Consider the following 18,415-nt stretch of genomic DNA (forward strand, 5'->3'; position numbering starts at 1 on the left):
CCCACCTCCCCAATCCCGATGAGGGTGGGGGCCGCGCTGATCTATTCTTCCGATCTCAAGAAATACCCCACACCAGGTTCTGTAATCAGTATCTCCGGCTTAGAAGGATCTTTTTCGATCTTCTTCCGGATCTGATTTACATAAACTCGTAGATAGCCTGCTTCTCCGAGCTGGTTCGGACCCCAGAGTTCCTTCAGGATCTGAGTCTGGGTTACGATCTTTCCTGGATAACTTGCCAATAGTTTAATAAAGGAATATTCGGTAGGAGTGAGTCTGATCTCTTTTCCATCTATAGTAACCTTACGTGAGCCGAAATCGATCTCCAAATTTCCTATCCTCACCTTCACATCGGTTTTTTCCGGGGAGGAATGTCTCAGAAGGACCCTGACTCTTGCAAGCAATTCCCCTACTCCGAAAGGCTTGGAAAGATAATCATCCGCTCCGGCATCCAAAAGAAGGATCTTATCTTTCTCGGAAGCTCGCACACTTAAAACTAGGATCGGAATTTTAGAACCGGACTCTCTGATCTGCTTTAAGAATTCTTCTCCTCCTCTGTCCGGTAGCCCTAGATCCAAGATGATGGAGTCCGGTCGAACCATATAAAGTTTTGTGAATGCGTCTTGGACGGAGACTGCTTCTTCTACCTTATATCCTTCCTTTTCGAAGGCCATTCTCAATAATCTTCTGATCTGCACCTCGTCATCTATGACGAGTATGACTGGACTAGACAAATTCATCCTCCAAAGGAGGAAAGGTTAAGACAGGGATCCGTATGGAAAATCTTGCTCCACCTTCTGGTTTATTCTCAGCCCAGATCTTTCCTCCTTGCGCTTCAACAAGTCCTTTGCAAATAGAAAGCCCGAGTCCAGTTCCCTGTACTTCTCCTGGGCCTTTTAAGAACTTCTCGAAGATCTTTTCTTCTTGTCCGGAAGGGACACCAGGTCCGTTATCCTCTACCGTTAATAGAAGATGATCTTTTGGAACACTCGCCCTTACTACGACAGAGGTATTCTGTCCAGTATGCAAAAAAGCGTTTTGAATAAGATGTACTAAAACCTGACCCATCAATCTATGATCCATTCTGACCAAAGGCATATTCTCATCTGCAATCGCAGTCAAAGAATGCTTCTCCTTCTCATCCTGAGTCAATTTCACTGCATCATTTACTAGATCGGAAGGATCTTCCCACTGCAAATCTAACTGCAATCTTCCCGATTCTAAGCGGGACATATCCAAGAGATCGGAAACCAAACGGTCGAGCTTCTTGTAAGCAGTACGGATCTCAGAGATCAAACTGGAGTCCTTAGATGCAAGAGAACCTTCTCCTAAGTCTAGCAGATCCAAAGAGGCTCGGATCACAGTTAAAGGAGTCCTAAAATCATGACTTACTGAATTGAATAATGCAGAGTAAAACTTTTCGGATTCTTCTGCCATCTTTGCCGTTGCTCGTATTCCCAAGAGTTGTATTCTCTCCATTGCCAAAGACAATTGACTTAACATGGAAAATAGAAGTGCCTCTTCTTCTAACTCTAATGGAGGTTTTTCTTCTCTATCAAGCCCAAGAACTCCGAAGCATCCCCCCGGAGACAAAAGAGGAAGATACAATCCTCTCGACATGGGAACAGTGTCCGTAGATTTTCCGGAAGGTTTCCGATTCTGAAAGGTCCAATTCGCAAGAGCAAACTCTCTCATGTCCGGAAGAAAATCGCTTTTAGTATGAGGAGTATTAGAGAGCCTCCCCTCTTTATCCGCCAAGACTAATAGAATAGGAGAATGAAATGTATTTCGAATAGACTCCATCGCGACTGAAACAATTTCGTCTAACGAATGTGCCTTAGATAAAGAAGTGGAAAGCCTATATAATCCGGAAAGTGCCTCTTCTCCACTTTGCAAGGCGTCTTCTCTTGCCCTGAGCCTGGTAGTCAAAACTCCGAGTACGATCGCTAATAGAAAATACGTCCCGAACATCATCCAATCTTCCATCTTTTCTATATAAAAGGTGAATTTCGGGGGAATAAAAAGAAAATTCCAGAAGACAGCGCTTAGAGCCGCAGTCACAAGTACCGGACCTCTTCCCGCAAAAAGGGAAACGAACATTATAAAAAATAAATATATAAGTCCGATGGACCAATAACCCGCAAACGTATTTAATAAAAGATTAAAGGAGGTAACTCCCATCAAAGCGAGAAAGGAAAGAAAATACTGTACAGGTTTAGAGCGTGCACCCCACCAGAATGGACTGAAGCGATTCGGTGATTTTCTTTTAGAGGAATCCGTTGGCGCGAGTATGACCTGAAAATCTCCCGATTCCTTACTTAACCGATCTACAAGGGAACCTCCTTCTAGAAGCCAAGAAATTCTGTTCTTTCCACTTCTTCCAACGACGACATGGGTAGCCTTAGTTCTTTGAACTGCACGAAGGATCCCTCTTACAGGATCCTTTTCGGCGAGACTTAATATCTCCGAGCCTAACTCTCTTGCAAATTGCAGATTCTCTCTTAGAGTATTCTTGTCTTCCTCACTTAGATTCTTTCCTTCGTCCACATAAACTGTTACCCAAGGACATTTCAGGCCGAAGGCAATCCGTTTCGCATAACGGATCAATTCGGCTCCTCCTGCGGATGGGCCGATCGCAACCAGAATCTTTTCGGATAATTTTGAGTCCTTAGTAGGTTCTAATCTAGAAAGTTCTCGGTCTACGAGTTTGGATGTATAACTTAAAGATAATTCTCTTAATGCAGTAAGATTCGGAGTTCGAAAGAAGGAGTTGAGAGCCTGAGGGATCTTCTCGCTCGGATACACCTTTCCTTCTTTCAGACGTTTGATTAGATCCTCCGGAACCAAGTCGATGAGTTCAACCTCATCTGCAACTTCCAAAATAGAGTCGGGAACTCTTTCCATAACCGGAGCACCCGAAATCTCCTCAACGATCCCAGCACGACTTTCCAAATGTTGCACATTCAATGTAGAATACACGTTGATCCCTTGATCCAAGATCTCCAGAACATCCTGGTATCTTTTAGGATGCCTTGAACCGGGAACATTTGTATGCGCAAGTTCATCTACAAGGACAAGATCCGGCTTCTTTTCTAAAATGGAATCCAGATCCATCTCTTCTAGATCGACTCCCTTGTATTTACTTCTCTTGCGGGGAAGGATAGGAATTCCCTCCGCTTGGGCCTCGGTCTCCCTTCTATTATGAGTTTCTAAATAACCGATCCAAACGTCGGTGCCCTCCGATCTCGCTTTTTGTGCATCTCGAAGCATTTCAAATGTCTTGCCGACGCCTGCGGCCATTCCGAAGAAAATTTTTAATCTCCCTCGGTTTTGTTTTTCCTCTCCTCCGATCCTGGAAAGCAATTCGTCCGGATCGGGCCGATTTTCCTCCAAAGGAATCACTTTAAATAAATTACCATTTTATAATATTCTTCTAACGGATCGAATCCAATTTTAGATTCAACTTCATCACGTTGACCTTAGGAAATCCGAACAGTCCCCATTGAGGTCCTTCTATGGAATTCGTAACTAAATTCTCCAATGCATGCAACTCTTCTTTAGAGTATCCTCTCTCTTTCGCGACCAATGGGATCTGATAGATTACAGCATCGGGACTCAAATGAGGATCCAACCCACTCGCAGAAGAATGCAGCAATTCGGAAGGAACAGGGTCATTTCCGCCGCGAGATACCCAATAAGCCCTTCTCTCTTCTACGACTTTTTGCAAGGAAGAACTTGTTGGACCTTGATTAGAAGCCCCTCCCGCAGACGCATCGTAATTCGAAGCGGACGGACGAGAATGAAAATACTTTGGAGATTCGAACTTCTGAGCAATCAACTCAGAACCGATTATCTTGTCTCCTTCTCTCAGAAGAGAACCGGAAGCTTCCCTTGGAAATAAAAGCTTAGAGGTTCCAAACACGAATGCAGGATATAAGATCCCACAAACCAAGCTCCATGTTGCGAAATGAACAAAAGCGCGGATCATACAAATGCTCCTTTTACATATCTCAAAACGATATCTATAAGTTTGATAGCGAGGAAAGGAAGCGCCAATCCTCCGAAGCCGTAGATGAACACATTCCTTGCCAAGACTGAATCGGCTCCTATCGGTTTGTATTCGACACCCTTCAATGCCAAGGGAACCAGAAAGACAAGGATTAAAGCGTTAAAGATAACAGCACTTAAAACCGCCGACTCCGGACTTTCAAATCCCAGAATATTCAGAATCGATAATGCACCTTTTCCGAATACAGGATAGAGTCCGGCAAACATCGCAGGAAGTATCACGAAATATTTGGAAACATCGTTTGCGATACTAAAAGTAGTAAGAGATCCTCTGGTCATCAGAAGCTGTTTTCCGATCTCTACAATCTCTATGAGCTTGGTAGGATTGCTATCCAGATCGATCATATTTCCTGCTTCTCTTGCAGTTTGAGTCCCAGTATTCATAGCAACCCCTACGTCCGCTTGAGCAAGGGCAGGCGCGTCATTCGTTCCGTCCCCTATCATTGCCACAAGCTTTCCGCTGGACTGTTCCTCTCTAATCCTCTTTAGCTTTGTTTCGGGTGTTGCTTCTGCGATAAAATCATCCACTCCAGCTTCTGCAGCAATGGCTGCAGCCGTTAATGGGTTATCTCCAGTAATCATCACGGTGCGAATTCCCATTTGTCTTAGCCTTGCAAATCTTTCTCGAATGCCGCCTTTCACGATATCTTTGAGATGCACAACTCCAAGGATCTCTCTTCCTTCCGAGACTACGAGAGGGGTTCCTCCTTCTCTTGCGATCTCTTCGACGATATCGGAAACTTCTCTCGGAAATTCACCGCCCAAGCTTACGATATAATTTCGAATGGATTCAGCGGCTCCCTTTCTAATTCCAGGTTTCGATTTTCCATCGGGGCCCGGGTCGAAGTCTACTCCACTCATTTTAGTCTTCGCAGTGAAGGGAACAAACCTGCCTCCTAACTCGGACAGATTTCTAGCTCTTAACCCGAACTTCTCCTTTGCCAAAACAACGATAGATCTTCCTTCCGGAGTTTCGTCCGACAAAGAAGATAACTGAGCTGCGTCGGCTAACACCCGCTCGCTGATTCCTGGAGAAGGCACGAACCTAGTTGCCATTCGATTTCCAAGAGTAATTGTTCCTGTCTTATCTAAAAGAAGGACATCTATATCTCCCGCTGCTTCAATTGCCCTGCCTGATTTAGCGATCACATTCCTTCTCATTAGCCGATCCATGCCGCTGATACCGATGGCAGAAAGAAGACCTCCAATCGTGGTGGGAATAAGACATACCAAAAGACCGACTAACGCAGGAAAAGAACCTGCAAGTCCCAAACTCCCTCCTCCTTCTTTTTGGCTATAGAAGACAGCAGGAACAAGTGCTGTGATCGCCACTAAGAACACTAAGGATAATGCGGATAATAGGATAGAGAGCGCGATCTCGTTCGGAGTCTTCTGACGAGAAGCTCCTTCCACAAGAGAGATCATTTTATCTAAGAAGGTCTTTCCCGGATCCGTAGTGATCTGCACGATGATCTTGTCGCTTAGAACCTTGGTTCCTCCGGTAACTGCGGATCTATCTCCACCGGATTCGCGGATCACAGGCGCCGATTCTCCCGTAATCGCAGATTCGTCTACAGAAGCGATCCCTTCCACAACCTCTCCGTCTCCCGGGATCAAATCTCCAGACTCACAAATCACCTTGTCTCCCGTTCTCAATTCGGAAGAAGCAAGCGTAACAACGGAAGATCCGTTTAATTTTCTAGCCTGGGATTCTTTTCTAGTTTTCTTCAAAGACTCTGCCTTTGCCTTTCCTCTACCTTCTGCGAGAGCCTCTGCAAAGTTCGCAAAAAGAACTGTTGCCCAAAGCCAAAGAGTGATCTGCAATCCGAAAGAAAAATTCGCTTCTTGTAAAAATAGATCCACAGTCGTGAGGATCGCTCCCACATATACAAGGAACATGACCGGATTCTTCCATTGGACCCTTGGATCCAATTTTAAAAAGGAATCCAAGACCGCACGTAGGATGAGTTTCGGGTCTTGGAAAAAAGAAGTATTTTGATTTTTCATACTATTATAAAACCTTAAAACTTAGTTCCTGTTGGGAGAAGAATATGCTCCGTCCCTGGTCCGAGCACTAGCAATGGAAGGAATGTAAGAGCTCCTACTAGAAATATAATGGAAAGTAGAAGCAAGACAAAGAGAGGGCTCTCCGTGGAGAAGGTCCCTTCTCCCTTGGGTGTTTGTTTTTTACCAAGCAATGCCGCTCCTAACCCTAATGCGGGAAGGATCACCGCAAATCTTCCGAGCAACATGCAGAAAGAAAGTGCAAAGTTGTAAAAGGGAGTGTTCGCATTCAAGCCGGCAAATGCCGACCCATTATTCCCTGCAGCAGATGCGAAAGCGTATAAGATCTCCGTCAAACCATGAGGTCCCTGGTTCGCTCTAGAAGAGAGACCAAGATCGGATACTAGAGCGATTGCGGTGAAAACGAGAATGCTGAGTCCCGGTGCCAATACTCCAAACAAAGCGAACTTCACTTCTTTGGATTCAATCTTCTTGCCGAAATATTCAGGAGTTCTACCAACCATCAAGCCCGCGATAAAGACTGTGAGGATCACGTAGAAGAGCATTCCTACAAGTCCAACTCCAACTCCTCCGAAGACAACTTCTCCGAGAAGTATATTCCAAACTGCAACTCCTCCTGCTAAAGGAGAGAAGCTATCGTGCATCGCATTGACCGATCCGTTAGACGCTGCTGTGGTTGCAGTTCCCCAAAGAATGCTTTGAGAGATTCCGAATCGTGTTTCCTTCCCTTCCCAAGCACCTTCAAAAGAATGTTCCGAAGAGAGACCCACTCCTAGACTGATCGCAAATAAGATCGCCATGCCAAGAAAGATAGAGAGTCCTGCCTTCCAAGATCCTACCCATTTTCCGTAAGCGAACGGAAGAGCTCCCGGCAAGAGAAGGATCAAAAGACATTGGATCCAACTCGAAAAAGAACTGGGATTTTCAAACGGATGAGAAGAATTCACTCCGAAGAATCCTCCTCCATTCGTTCCCAATTGCTTGATTGCAATCTGAGAAGCAGCAGGTCCTAAAGGGATCTTTACGGAAGACCCTTCTAATCCTGTTGCACTCACATACGGTGAGAAGTCCATGACCACACCTTGCGCAACGAGAATGATAGCCACGAGAAATGAAATCGGTAAAAGAATATATAATATACTTCGAGTTAGGTCTTGGTAAAAATTCCCAAGACCTTTTGATTCATTCGGCTTGGATGCAATTCCTCTCACCAAGGCTACAAGCACAGAAATTCCTACTCCTGCACTCACGAAGTTTTGAACTCCTAACAAAAGCATTTGGCTTGTATAAGAAAGAGATACTTCTCCCGAATACGCTTGCCAATTCGTGTTCGTAACAAAACTAACTGCAGTATTCCAAGCAAGATCCCAAGGAAGCCCCGACTTGGACTCCGGATTGCCAGGTAGATATTCTTGGAAGTGAAGTCCGAGGGTTACGAAGAATAAACAGAGTAGAGTAAACGAGATCAGGTCCCAGAAATATCTTCGAACATCGGAAGGCTCCTCTCCAGTCTTAGTGATTCTATAGAAGAAGTTTTCGAAACTAGAGATTGGCCCAAAGACTCTTGGATATTCACCTTCCATAACACGGGCGATATAAATTCCCAGCCATGGAGAGATAAGAAAGAGAGCCGCAAAATAAAGAAAGAAGAAGATCGAGTCGTTACCGTTCATAACGATCTCCTAAAATTTTTCCGGCCGGATAATCGCGAACGTTAGATACCCGCAGAGTGCGAATACTAAAACAACAAGAAAAGGATAAGACAAGTTGTTCCTCCTTGGCGGATATAGGACCGCCAGGTAGGAAAAACCTATCGATTTTTTACGAATTCGTCAATGCCAAGCTGAGTTAGAAGAACCACTCTGCGCGTTAATTTCGCGTTAAGATCCGCGAATTCAAAAACCGCAGTTCAACTCTTCACTCGTAGAATTTTACTAAATTCGAAATTTCTTCTCTTGGAGTATGGAAGCGATTCAAATTCGAGTCGGCCTTAGGATAGCCCAGACTCAGACCGCAGACCACCTTCTCTGAATCCGAAAGGCCCAATTCCTTTCTCACCACTTCCGGAAACGCAGAGAGGGCAGCCTGAGGAACACTTCCTAATCCATAACTCCTAGCAAGAAGCATGATTGTGTTCAGATAACAACCTATGTCCAATGCGATATAAAAATTCAGCTCAAATTCAGTGGTGATAAACACTCCGGTAGGAGCTCCGAAAAATTCGAAATTGCGGAGCATGAATTTATCCCGAGCCTCCTTGTCCTTTCTCTCAATACCTGCTGCTCCGTAGATCTTCATTCCAAGATCGAACATTCTCTTCTTTGCATCCGAAGGAAAACCGCTAGGCCAAATCGTATCAGGAACCGGAGCGGAGTCTTCTTTGGCTCTTTCTGTCATGAGATTCGCCAATTTATCTTTCTTTGCTCCGCTGACCACATGCACCTTCCAAGGTTGGCTATTCTTCCAACTTGGGGAACGTAAGGATTTAGAGAAAAGATCCTTTAGGACGGACGCCTCGATTGCCCTTGGCTCGTAATCACGAATACTATGCCTGGTTAGGACAGCATCTTCTACTGAGGAAGAGATCCCAGATATATCGATGGATTCTATTTCCGAGGAAAAGGAAGACATATAAACCTCCGAATTGGACTTGCTTTTTAATCAATCTTGTAGTCTCCTCAATGTATAGAAGACGAACAGACAAGTCTGTCTGTTGCTTATACCCATGAAAACCAAAATGTCAAGCAGAGAAACCGGCCCCAAGGACAGGATTTTAGAAACAGCAGTCCGACTCTTTCAATTACAGGGCTACGGAAATACTGGGATCAATCAGATCATCCAAGAATCCCAAACTGCCAAGGCAAGCTTCTATGACTACTTTCCTTCCAAGGACGCGTTAGGAAGGGCCTATATAGAATTTTATGGAAAAGAGCAGATCATTCTATTAGAAAAATTGAAAGCAAGGTCCAAGAATGCTAAGGAATTCATCCAGGCCTGGACCCAAATCTTACGAAGACAAACAAGAAAGAGTCAGTTTGCAGGTTGCCCAATGGCAAATATTGCAGCCCAGATCGCTTCTACTTCTATTCCTATCTCGGAAGAAGTGAAAAAGCTAACTCAAAAGACGATCGACTTTCTTGCTGTCTATCTAAAGGAATCCCAAGCAAAAGGACAGGTCCCAAAATCCTCGGACGCTCAGATACTCGCAAGAAGAGTGTTCGCCTGCTACGAAGGAGTATTGCAGATCTGGAAACTCACCGGAAAGATTTCCGCGTTAGACGATCTACCAGGAATGACAGACGCAATTCTAAAGAATCCAGCCAAAGATTAGGCTAACGATCCTCCGCAAGAAGAACCGGCTCCCGCAGTGCAACCATAGCAGTGCTGTTCTAGACGGATCTTTCTCTTGTCTAAACTAGCCTGGTTGAAATCAGAGATCTTAGTCACTTCTCCTTCTAATTGCATATCCAACATCTGGTTGAAATCGCAATCGTATAGACTACCATCCCAACCAACGCTAAGAGTATTTCTACACATCACTCCAGCCGCGGCCAAAGGATTGAAAGAAGTCACAATCTTTTCCAAATAAGAATCCAGGTTTCCGCTTTCTAAAAGGAATTCCAAGAAACGACTGATAGGCATATTCGTAATAGCGAATAGAGAATTAAACTGGACCCCAAAATTCTCCTTCAACTCTCTCTTAAAGTCGGATTCTAAAGTAGATTGTCCTCCTGGAAGAAAGGCTCCTCCAGGATTGTATACTAAGTTCAGGACTATACCGGATCCAGGAACACCGTATCCGACTTCATTCAATTTCTTTAATGCTTCTACGGAACGATCGAATACACCTTCTCCACGCTGCGCATCCGTTCTTCTTTTCTGGAAATAAGGAAGACTAGAAACAACTTCCACCTTATGTTTTGCAAAGAACTCAGGTAGATCCCTGTATTTCTCTCCCGCAAGAACAATGGTTAGATTGCAACGGACCATGATCTTCTTGCCCAACTTAGAAGCTTCTTCTACAAACCATCTAAAATTCGGGTTCATTTCGGGAGCTCCTCCCGTAATATCCAAGGTAGAGATCTTAGGACTGGCAAGTGCAACCAGACATTCCTGCATGGTCTCCTTGGACATGATCTCCTTTCTATCCGGTCCGGCATCCACATGGCAATGTTTACAGGTTTGGTTGCATAGCTTTCCCACATTGACTTGTAGGATATCTACTCCCGTCGGAAAAAGAGGGAATAATCCACTCTCCTGCAATTTCTCCGCGAACAAAGGAAGTGCCTTACGTTCCGAGACCTCGGACAAGATCCTAAATTGTTCCTTGGAAGAAGAAAGCTCGCTTCCCCTGGCAAGAAGTGATTTCATATTATGAAAACCTTATGGATTAGATACCGAGTTCTTTTACTTTGTTCAAGGCTTGCACGCTATGAACCAGACTTGCTCCACCTCGGATCGCCGCTCCTACATGGATCGCTTCCCAAAGTTGTTCTTCGGTTGCACCCTTTTCTAAAGTGTCCGTAGTGTATGCGTCTATGCAATAAGGACATTGCACGACATGAGAAACTGCAAGTGCAATCAGGGATTTTTCCTTAGCACTCAAAGCCCCATCTGCGAAAACCGATCCATAATAATCGAAGAATTTCTTTGCTAAATCGGGTCCAAATTCGCCTATGTTCCCGAATTTCTTTAGATCTTCCGGATGATAATAAGTATTATTTTGAGACACTATAGTTCTCCTGTATTTCTTTAGAGTTAGATACGCTTTCTTATTTTCGCTTTTTAGAATATAAGAAGAAGCATTACTTACTTCTTCGTAGCAAAGTCTAGTTGATTACATTTTTCGCAAACTTCTTCTGGAATTAGTCCCCACTTGATAAGAAATCCGAAGACGAAACATCCTGCGCAGAAACCCAAGACGCTTTCCAGAGTCGCGAAAAATACTAAGATACCGAGAACGATTTGAAAGAAGAAAATTTGCCCGAAATAAAGAAGTGCAAACGCAGTTCCGCTAAAGACGAGACCTACCAATTGCGCGAATCTCTTGGGAGGACCTGCTACCGTTTTGTTTCCCAAACCAAAAATGGGCACGATCCCATGGATGGCTAACTTCGCGAATACGGAAAACTTAGGCCCATATAAAACTCTCGCCGCAAACCCATAGGCCAAGGCCGCCGCTAACCAAAGGGACTGAGTAAAAATTGTAGATAAACTAAGGATAACCACGAGGGCAGCCACGCTTCTCGCCGCATATTCATTGACAGTATCCGGGAAATTACCGATTCGAATCATGTTTCTTCTTCTAAACCTTTTTCCTAGCTTAGACAGAATCAGATGGATGGCAAGAATATTTTCACTATATCAAACAATTCGTCCAATTTAGCAAATGGAGAATATTTTAAACCCAGAGGTTTTGTAGTAACTTCGACAGCCCTAATCCTCTGGGCCCTTCCTCTTGCTATTTTCCCCTGTTTCTTCCAAAGATCAGACATTTGGGCACTCTGGGGCCATTTCTCTCTAAGCTTAGTCGGCTATTTTCTGTTGGTAAGAAGGAGTTCCTACCAAGAGAACTCATATTCCATCGCAATCCGAGCAGGGATCTGTCTCCGGATCTGGTTCCTATTCACACCAGTCTTTCTCTCGGAAGATGTATTCCGATTCTTATGGGACGGGCTCTTGGTCCAGGAAGGAATTTCCCCGTATTCTATTCTTCCGAAAGAACTAGGCCTATTCGAAACCGAGGCCTGGAAAAAAGAATTACTCACTCAGATGAATTCTCCCGGATACTACTCAGTGTATCCTCCTCTTCTCCAGATCTTGTTCCTACTTCCTTCCTGGGTATTGAGATCAAGCGGCTCCGTATTCTTAGGTATATTCTCATGGAAAATCATAGTTCTCCTTTCAGAATTAGGAATTTATTTTATAGTTAGATTGCGGGGAAGGGAAGAAGATAAGGCTTCTTTCTTACAATACTGGCTCCACCCATTAGTCTTGTGGGAAGGAGTTGCTAACGGACATTCGGAACCGATCCTATTCTTATTCTTGCTCTTGGGTTTGGTCTACTGGCAAAGAGGAAAGTCTGTCTTTGCATTTTTATTCTATCTCGGGTCCATCTTGATCAAGATCCTTCCTTTGATCCTTGCTCCTTACTTATTCTTTTCTTGGATACGGACCAGGTCACGCAAAGAGATCCTGATTCTATTTACGATCGGGTCGATCGCTTTGATAGGCTTCGGTTATTACTTCTTCTTCTATTTTCTGGAAAATGAACTTTTAAGAAAACAATGGACCAAGGGACTTGGGGTCTATTTTAATTTATTCGAATTTCACGGCGCGGTCTACTATCTCGCCAAGATCCCTATGAAGTATACTTGGTATCCGTATTCGGCCGCTCCCGTTCTAGGATGTATTAGTTTTCTATGGATCTGTTTCTATTCCTTTCTTGTATCTAAGAAGGAGTATCGGAACAAATTTGCGATTCTTCCCCATGTTTGGGTAAGTATATGCGGGATCTATTATATTCTATCCAGCACCATTCATCCTTGGTACATTCTTCCGATGATAGGCGCCTCCCTATTCTCCAAGGATCTTTGGCCACTCGTTGCGGGAATGGCTTGGATCCTTTCGTATTCCACCTACTCTACCCCAAGGTTCCAAGACCAAGTCTGGGCAATGGTCTTGGAGAATCTAATCATCTTTGTCGCCTTGGGCTACCAACTCTTCTATTCTAAAATCCGTAAGTCGAAAGAAGTCCCATAATTTTCTCTTGCCCTTGTCAAACGGGAGAAGAAACTGCTGCGGGACTTATTTAGTTCCACCGAATCACCGTTCTTCTAGGATATGAGGAAAAACGAAAATGCTTTTGAAACATTTCGACACCTTAGCCAATACTTTGGAAAAGGAGATCTTAAAAAGTGAACAAATCCGCAGCAAAATACTCTTAGCAGTGCTTTTGTCAGCAAGTGTGATCTGGATCGGAGTCTTTATCTTTTTCCAGAAAGAGTTCGATGAGAGCATGGGGATACAATTCCCGTTTCATTTACTAATAGGCACATTGGTCTTCGGATCCGCCTACGAATTCGGATTTCTCCATCTCTTGCGATTTCTCCAGAAGACAGGACGCAGGGTTCCTTCTCTCCCGAGATATGGAAACGCATTGATTGAGACTTCCTTGCCGGGCTTTATACTTCTCTTCTTAGTCCAAAAGCATTTGTATCCGGTTGTTCCTCTCAACTCTCCGATTCCGAATCTATATATTGTTTTCGTAATATTGTCAGTACTCAGAATGGAATTCGGGATTTCTTTCTTTACCGGCGCGATTGCAGGAACCCAGTATCTTCTTCTTTCCTTGTTCTTTGTCCCGGATAGCATACCGAATGGAGACTATGCATACAATTTCTTCTATTCCAAGATACCTATGTACATCCGTTCCGCAATGTTCTTGGGCTCCGGCTTGGTCGCAGGACTCGTAGCAATGAGATTGAAGAATGTATTGAAAAACTCAGTAAGCCACTTGGAAGAAAGAAACGAGGTCCTGGGAATGTTCGGTCAATACGTTTCTCCTTCCGTAGTAGACAAACTAATGAGCCAAAAAACGGAAACAGTTTCCGAAAACAAAGATGTTTGCGTGATGTTCTTGGACATTCGAAATTTCACTAAATTCTCGGAAAACAAAAGCCCGGCAGAAGTAATCGAATATTTGAACACTCTATTCGAAGATATGATAGAGATCGTAAATAAACATAACGGAATCATAAACAAGTTTCTAGGAGACGGATTTATGGCGGTATTCGGCGCACCCATTTCGGATAACGGAAGAGATGTAGAAAATGCAGTTCAGGCTTCCATCGAGATCCAACAAAAGGTTTTAGAACTAAATCTTTCAGGAAAGATCCCGGAGACAAGGATCGGGATCGGACTTCATTCGGGAGAAGCAATGACAGGCAACGTAGGCTCGTCTCAAAGGAAGGAATATACCATCATAGGAGACACGGTCAATCTCGCATCCAGAGTGGAACAATTGAATAAAGACTTCGGCTCGGTCCTACTCGTTACGGATTCTGTGTATGAACAAGTGAAGCATGCAGTGCAAGGAGAGTCCCTTCCTCCCGTGAAAGTAAAAGGAAGAGACAAAGAAGTATTCATTTACAAACTGCATTAATATGAGATCTCCCAAAGAACATTACGAAAGTTTTCTAGCCAAAAGATATTCTTGGATGCTTGGAGATCTTTCCGAAAAAGATAAAGAACATCATTCCTTATTTCAATCTTTTGGGATCTCTCCCAAGTCCAATTCCATTGCTTGGGATTTAGGAGCTGGAAGCGGGATCCAATCTATTCCGTTAGAAGACTTGGGCTTTCGAGTTTTAGCAATCGACTTCAACCAAGAACTCTTAGATGAAATTCCCGCACGAAAGCCGGGAACTCTTATCCAAACTAAGATCGCCGACATCAGATCTACTGAGTTGTACAAAGGAGAAGCTCCCGAAATTCTACTCTGCATGGGAGACACCATTACACATTTAGAATCCGAAAAAGAATGGGAAGCGCTAGTCGAACTCTGGTCTTCCTTTTTGAAACCGGGAAGTCTATTATTTTTAGGTTATAGAGATCTGAGCTATGGAACCCCGGGAGAAAAAACCGGATTCGTAGTGAGGGCCGAAGAATCCCAGATCTTTTCCTGCATTCTTTCCTTTGGAAAGGAAAAGACGGAGGTCACCGATGTATTCCATTATAAAAATGAGAATCATTGGGATATGGCCATGAGTTCGTATAACAAATTAGTGCTTCCTATCGATAGAATATTACAAACTCTTTCTATTCATAAATTCGAACTGCAAAAACAGGATGAGAAAAGAGGAATGCGCTTCCTTCTTCTGAAACGAACTTAAAGGACCCTTTTCATTCGATCTAGTTCCCTTCTTCCTCAATTTTTAAGAAGCGGTTTTTAGGAAAAACCATTCGACAACGAAATTGAGACTAGGAATCTGTATGTATCCTTGCACGGGACTCCTCCATGATCGATAAACTGATACGTATCTCCATCAAAAGCAGGATCATCGTTCTGATCTTGACCGGACTCATTACCATTGTGGGTCTTTATAACGCGTATCAACTCTCCATCGATGCCATTCCGGATATTACCAACGTGCAAGTTTCCGTGGTGACTCAATCTCCAGGACTCTCTCCTGTAGAGGTGGAGCAATTCATTACCTTTCCGATTGAAATGGAACTCACAGGCGTTCCTCACGTGACTGAGATCCGTTCTATTTCTAGAACCGGCGTGAGTAGCGTAACTGTCATCTTCAAGGATGGCACTGATATCTATTTTGCAAGGCAGCTTATCAATGAGAGATTGAGAGCGGCAGAGGCAGTCATTCCTAAGGGATATGGCTCTCCTGAACTTTCTCCTATTGCTACCGGTCTTGGGGATATTTACGAGTTCGTTCTTACAAGCGACAGACATACTCCCGAAGAACTCAGGACTTATATGGAATGGGAACTTGCGAGAGAGATCAAGTCCACCGAAGGGATCATCGACGTAAACATTATCGGCGGGGATGCAAGACAATACCAGATCAAGATCGATCCTCAAAGATTAGCAGTTCATAATATTACACTTTCCCAACTTTGTGAAAAATTGGAGAGCTCCAATCAAAACACCGGAGGCGGCTATATCTCCAAAGGCTCTGAACAGATCGTAATCCGAGGAGAGAGCCAATTCAAAACAGTAGAAGAAATACGTAACGTAGCTGTCAAAACCGAAAGAGACGGAGTTCCCCTTCTTCTCGGACAGATCGCAACTGTAGAAACAGGACCTGCACTTAGATTCGGGCTTATGACCAAGGACGCCAAGGGAGAAGTCGTCGGTGCCACTGCGATGATGCTCATGGGCCAAAACTCTTTGGAAGTCGTAAAAAGAGTGAAGGAAAAAATAGAAGTATTGCGATCCAGACTTCCCGAAGGAATGAAGATCGTCACCTTTTACGATCGTTCAGAATTCATCGGAAGAACGTTAGGAACCATCTTTACTAACTTAGCGGAAGCTGCAGTCCTAGTGATCATCGTTTTAATCTTCGCGCTCGGCACTGTTAAAGGTGCATTGCTAGTCAGCTTAGCCATTCCGATCCCTATGCTTGCGGCTACTATTTTCATGAGAATGTTCGGCATCGTCGGAAATCTAATGTCTCTTGGAGCCTTGGACTTCGGACTTTTAGTCGATGGAACGATCGTAATGCTCGAATCCGTACTCCATGGTTTCATTCTAAAAAAAGCATTCTACGAATTACAAAATTCTCAAGAAGATAGAAAGCTTGCCGCGGAGCAAATCATCACCGAAGCCTGCGTGCGTGTTGCAAGAGCTGCCACCTTCTCCGTAGGAATTATTCTACTCGTGTATCTTCCCCTCATGACCTTAGAAGGTGTAGAAGGAAGAATGTTCCAACCGATGGCCATGACAGTTGCGATCTCTCTCGCAATGGCACTTCTGTTCTCTCTTACCACATTTCCGGCAGCGGTCAGTATTCTTTTCCAAAAGCCGATCTTCCACCATAGTAAGTTCTGGGATAAGGCAGAAGAAAAATATCTACAACTCTTGCATTTCGGAATGGCGAACAAACAGCTTTTCTTAAGAGCAGGCCTCGGAGTATTTGCAGCTTCTTTAATATTAGGATCAACATTAGGATCCGAATTCTTACCTCGTATCGATGAGGGAGAATTCGCAATCGATATCAAACGTCTCCCTTCTACTTCTATCAATTATTCCAGAGATACGAATACCGAAATGGAGAAGGTAATCGCTCAATTCCCTGAAGCAGTGAGCATCGTGAGCAAGATGGGAAGAGGAGAATCCGCAGCAGAACCCATTGGCACCGAAGAAGGAGAGACGATGGTCAAGCTCTCTCCCCATAAGGAATGGGTGAGCGCTTCTTCTAGAGACGAACTCATGGACAAAATGAAGGATGCGATTTTGAAATCAGTACCTTCGAGCACTGTTTCTCTCTCTCAGCCGATCGAGAACAGAGTGAATGCACTTCTTTCGGGCTCCAAAGCAGACGTTGTGATCAAGATCTACGGAGATGATCTGCAAACATTGAAGGACACTGCTGCAAAATTCGCAGAAAGAATCCGCAAGGTCCCAGGCGCTGCCGACTTAAGAGTGCAAAGAGTATTAGGACTTCCTTTAATACAGATCAAAGCAGACAGACAGAAAATGGCCCGCTACGGAGTGGAGTCCGAAGAGATACTTACCACAGTCGAATCCTTACGAATCGGAAGAAGGGCCGGCAAAGTATTCGAAGGATTCAAACGCTTCGACCTGGTTGTTCGCTTGCAGCTCGACGTTTCCGATCTGGATAAATTAGAAAATATACCGGTTATGACATCGGGAGGATTTACGATCCCTCTCGGACAGGTTGCTTCCATAGAATTCGTAGAAGGACCTGCAGCTATCTACAGAGAATCCCTGAAACGCAGGATCATGGTAGAAGCGAACGTACGAGGAAGAGACTTAGTAGGTTTCGTAAACGAGGCACAAAAAGTCACAGAAGACATAGAGAAAAATCTTCCAGAAGGATATAGAACGGACTGGGGAGGACAGTTCGAGAACTTCCAAAGAGCAAAGAACAGATTACTCTTAGTAGTCCCGATTGCACTCGCAATCATATTCGTCATGCTCATCGCAGCTTTCGGGAACGTGTATTACGCAGCTGGAGTGTTCATCGTAGTGCCTCTTGCAGTGGCAGGAGGAATTATCGGACTTGTGATCCGAGGTCTTCCGTTTAGTATTCCTGCAGGTGTAGGATTTATTGCAGTGAGCGGTATCGCGGTATTGAACGGTGTCGTTTATGCTTCCACATTAAAAGAAGAGTTAGCAAAAGGAGTAGTGATCTCTAAGGCAGTGATCTCTGCCGGATTGCAATCCCTTCGTCCGGTAATGACTACTGAGATCATTGCGGCAGTGGGATTCATTCCGATGGCAATTTCCACAATGGCGGGCGCGGAAGTGCAAAGACCATTAGCTACAGTCGTTATCTTCGGGGTCATAGTAGCAACTGTGCTTTCTAGGGTACTTCTTCCGATCGTGATGGAGTTCCTTCTGAATATCTACCAACACCAAGAGAGAAGAAAGGACGCTCTGAAAAGAAAATTAGAAGCAGAGTTCCAAGCATCCAGAGTGCAAGAAAGGATCTCCGAGCCTGCACAGCCAGTCCAAGAAATCTCTTGGGATTCGGAGGAGATCGCAGAGGAAGAAGAAGTTAAAAATTTCTTCTCTAAATCCAAACGCACTAAGAACGGCTTAAAGAAAAAGACAAAACGTTAA

General features: G+C 44.2%; 16 protein-coding genes. 5 read left to right on the top strand and 11 right to left on the bottom strand.

The window, feature by feature from the left end; genetic code table 11:
• Positions 1-41: 41 nt before the first annotated feature.
• The 7 genes from EHO59_RS17180 to EHO59_RS17210 all read right to left on the bottom strand — a co-directional run bounded on the left by EHO59_RS17180 (position 42) and on the right by EHO59_RS17210 (position 8,721).
• Positions 42-737 (bottom strand): response regulator, encoded by a 696-nt coding sequence (locus tag EHO59_RS17180; protein WP_135589669.1) that lies wholly within the window; start codon positions 735-737, stop codon positions 42-44.
• Entirely contained in the window at positions 724-3,399 is a 2,676-nt protein-coding gene (locus tag EHO59_RS17185) for a sensor histidine kinase (protein WP_135589670.1), read from the bottom strand. Before EHO59_RS17185 ends, EHO59_RS17180 begins: the two co-directional genes overlap by 14 nt.
• A gap of 31 nt (positions 3,400-3,430) precedes the next feature.
• Positions 3,431-3,985 (bottom strand): potassium-transporting ATPase subunit KdpC, encoded by a 555-nt coding sequence (kdpC, locus tag EHO59_RS17190; protein WP_135589671.1) that lies wholly within the window; start codon positions 3,983-3,985, stop codon positions 3,431-3,433.
• On the bottom strand, positions 3,982-6,072 hold the full coding sequence (kdpB, locus tag EHO59_RS17195; RefSeq protein WP_135589672.1) for a potassium-transporting ATPase subunit KdpB: 2,091 nt from the start codon (positions 6,070-6,072) through the stop codon (positions 3,982-3,984). The genes kdpC and kdpB overlap by 4 nt, the downstream gene beginning before the upstream one ends.
• A gap of 14 nt (positions 6,073-6,086) precedes the next feature.
• Positions 6,087-7,763, bottom strand: coding sequence for a potassium-transporting ATPase subunit KdpA (gene kdpA / locus EHO59_RS17200; protein ID WP_135589673.1), 1,677 nt, complete (start codon positions 7,761-7,763; stop codon positions 6,087-6,089).
• A 9-nt stretch (positions 7,764-7,772) separates the two neighbouring features.
• Positions 7,773-7,856 carry a K(+)-transporting ATPase subunit F gene (gene kdpF / locus EHO59_RS18405; RefSeq protein ID WP_135589864.1) on the bottom strand — a complete coding sequence of 28 codons (84 nt, stop codon included), beginning with the start codon at positions 7,854-7,856 and terminating at the stop codon, positions 7,773-7,775.
• 151 nt (positions 7,857-8,007) lie between these two features.
• A complete protein-coding gene (locus tag EHO59_RS17210) occupies positions 8,008-8,721 on the bottom strand; it encodes a nitroreductase (RefSeq protein ID WP_135589674.1) in 714 nt (237 codons plus the stop codon).
• Between the two features lie 106 nt (positions 8,722-8,827).
• On the opposite strand from EHO59_RS17210, the gene EHO59_RS17215 reads away from it, so the two are divergent.
• On the top strand, positions 8,828-9,421 hold the full coding sequence (locus EHO59_RS17215; protein ID WP_135589675.1) for a TetR/AcrR family transcriptional regulator: 594 nt from the start codon (positions 8,828-8,830) through the stop codon (positions 9,419-9,421).
• Here the strand turns inward: EHO59_RS17215 and arsS are convergent.
• The 4 genes from arsS to EHO59_RS18215 all read right to left on the bottom strand — a co-directional run bounded on the left by arsS (position 9,418) and on the right by EHO59_RS18215 (position 11,585).
• Positions 9,418-10,461 carry an arsenosugar biosynthesis radical SAM (seleno)protein ArsS gene (gene arsS / locus EHO59_RS17220; RefSeq protein ID WP_135589676.1) on the bottom strand — a complete coding sequence of 348 codons (1,044 nt, stop codon included), beginning with the start codon at positions 10,459-10,461 and terminating at the stop codon, positions 9,418-9,420. The genes EHO59_RS17215 and arsS overlap by 4 nt on opposite strands.
• Before the next feature lie 19 nt (positions 10,462-10,480).
• The gene (locus EHO59_RS17225; protein ID WP_135589677.1) at positions 10,481-10,822 is read right to left on the bottom strand and encodes an arsenosugar biosynthesis-associated peroxidase-like protein; all 342 of its coding nucleotides are present in this window, start codon (positions 10,820-10,822) and stop codon (positions 10,481-10,483) included.
• Between the two features lie 77 nt (positions 10,823-10,899).
• The gene (locus EHO59_RS17230) at positions 10,900-11,385 is read right to left on the bottom strand and encodes a DUF4395 domain-containing protein (protein WP_135589678.1); all 486 of its coding nucleotides are present in this window, start codon (positions 11,383-11,385) and stop codon (positions 10,900-10,902) included.
• A gap of 38 nt (positions 11,386-11,423) precedes the next feature.
• A complete protein-coding gene (locus tag EHO59_RS18215; protein WP_167882133.1) occupies positions 11,424-11,585 on the bottom strand; it encodes a hypothetical protein in 162 nt (53 codons plus the stop codon).
• Between EHO59_RS18215 and EHO59_RS17235 the strand changes: the two genes are divergently transcribed.
• The 4 genes from EHO59_RS17235 (at position 11,584) to EHO59_RS17250 (ending at position 18,415) form a co-directional block, all read left to right on the top strand.
• Positions 11,584-12,852 (top strand): MptA/MptB family glycosyltransferase, encoded by a 1,269-nt coding sequence (locus tag EHO59_RS17235; RefSeq protein ID WP_484177326.1) that lies wholly within the window; start codon positions 11,584-11,586, stop codon positions 12,850-12,852. The two genes, EHO59_RS18215 and EHO59_RS17235, sit on opposite strands and share 2 nt — an antisense overlap.
• 97 nt (positions 12,853-12,949) lie before the next feature.
• Entirely contained in the window at positions 12,950-14,254 is a 1,305-nt protein-coding gene (locus EHO59_RS17240) for an adenylate/guanylate cyclase domain-containing protein (protein WP_135589680.1), read from the top strand.
• Between the two features lies 1 nt (position 14,255).
• Complete coding sequence (locus tag EHO59_RS17245; protein WP_135589681.1) at positions 14,256-14,984, top strand: class I SAM-dependent methyltransferase; 729 nt, start codon at positions 14,256-14,258, stop codon at positions 14,982-14,984.
• 125 nt (positions 14,985-15,109) lie between these two features.
• A complete protein-coding gene (locus EHO59_RS17250) occupies positions 15,110-18,415 on the top strand; it encodes an efflux RND transporter permease subunit (protein WP_135589682.1) in 3,306 nt (1,101 codons plus the stop codon).

Origin of the sequence: Leptospira semungkisensis, from assembly GCF_004770055.1 — a bacterium.
GTDB classification, from domain to species: Bacteria; Spirochaetota; Leptospiria; order Leptospirales; family Leptospiraceae; genus Leptospira_B; species Leptospira_B semungkisensis.

What these genes read in the sequence shown, in the direction of transcription:
- EHO59_RS17180 (WP_135589669.1), bottom strand. Translation starts at nt 737, where the DNA reads ATGAATTTGTCTAGTCCAGTCATACTCGTCATAGATGACGAGGTGCAG.
- kdpC (WP_135589671.1), bottom strand. Translation starts at nt 3,985, where the DNA reads ATGATCCGCGCTTTTGTTCATTTCGCAACATGGAGCTTGGTTTGTGGG.
- kdpB (WP_135589672.1), bottom strand. Translation starts at nt 6,072, where the DNA reads ATGAAAAATCAAAATACTTCTTTTTTCCAAGACCCGAAACTCATCCTA.
- kdpA (WP_135589673.1), bottom strand. Translation starts at nt 7,763, where the DNA reads ATGAACGGTAACGACTCGATCTTCTTCTTTCTTTATTTTGCGGCTCTC.
- EHO59_RS17210 (WP_135589674.1), bottom strand. Translation starts at nt 8,721, where the DNA reads ATGTCTTCCTTTTCCTCGGAAATAGAATCCATCGATATATCTGGGATC.
- EHO59_RS17215 (WP_135589675.1), top strand. Translation starts at nt 8,828, where the DNA reads ATGTCAAGCAGAGAAACCGGCCCCAAGGACAGGATTTTAGAAACAGCA.
- arsS (WP_135589676.1), bottom strand. Translation starts at nt 10,461, where the DNA reads ATGAAATCACTTCTTGCCAGGGGAAGCGAGCTTTCTTCTTCCAAGGAA.
- EHO59_RS17230 (WP_135589678.1), bottom strand. Translation starts at nt 11,385, where the DNA reads ATGATTCGAATCGGTAATTTCCCGGATACTGTCAATGAATATGCGGCG.
- EHO59_RS18215 (WP_167882133.1), bottom strand. Translation starts at nt 11,585, where the DNA reads ATGTCTGATCTTTGGAAGAAACAGGGGAAAATAGCAAGAGGAAGGGCC.
- EHO59_RS17240 (WP_135589680.1), top strand. Translation starts at nt 12,950, where the DNA reads ATGCTTTTGAAACATTTCGACACCTTAGCCAATACTTTGGAAAAGGAG.
- EHO59_RS17245 (WP_135589681.1), top strand. Translation starts at nt 14,256, where the DNA reads ATGAGATCTCCCAAAGAACATTACGAAAGTTTTCTAGCCAAAAGATAT.
- EHO59_RS17250 (WP_135589682.1), top strand. Translation starts at nt 15,110, where the DNA reads ATGATCGATAAACTGATACGTATCTCCATCAAAAGCAGGATCATCGTT.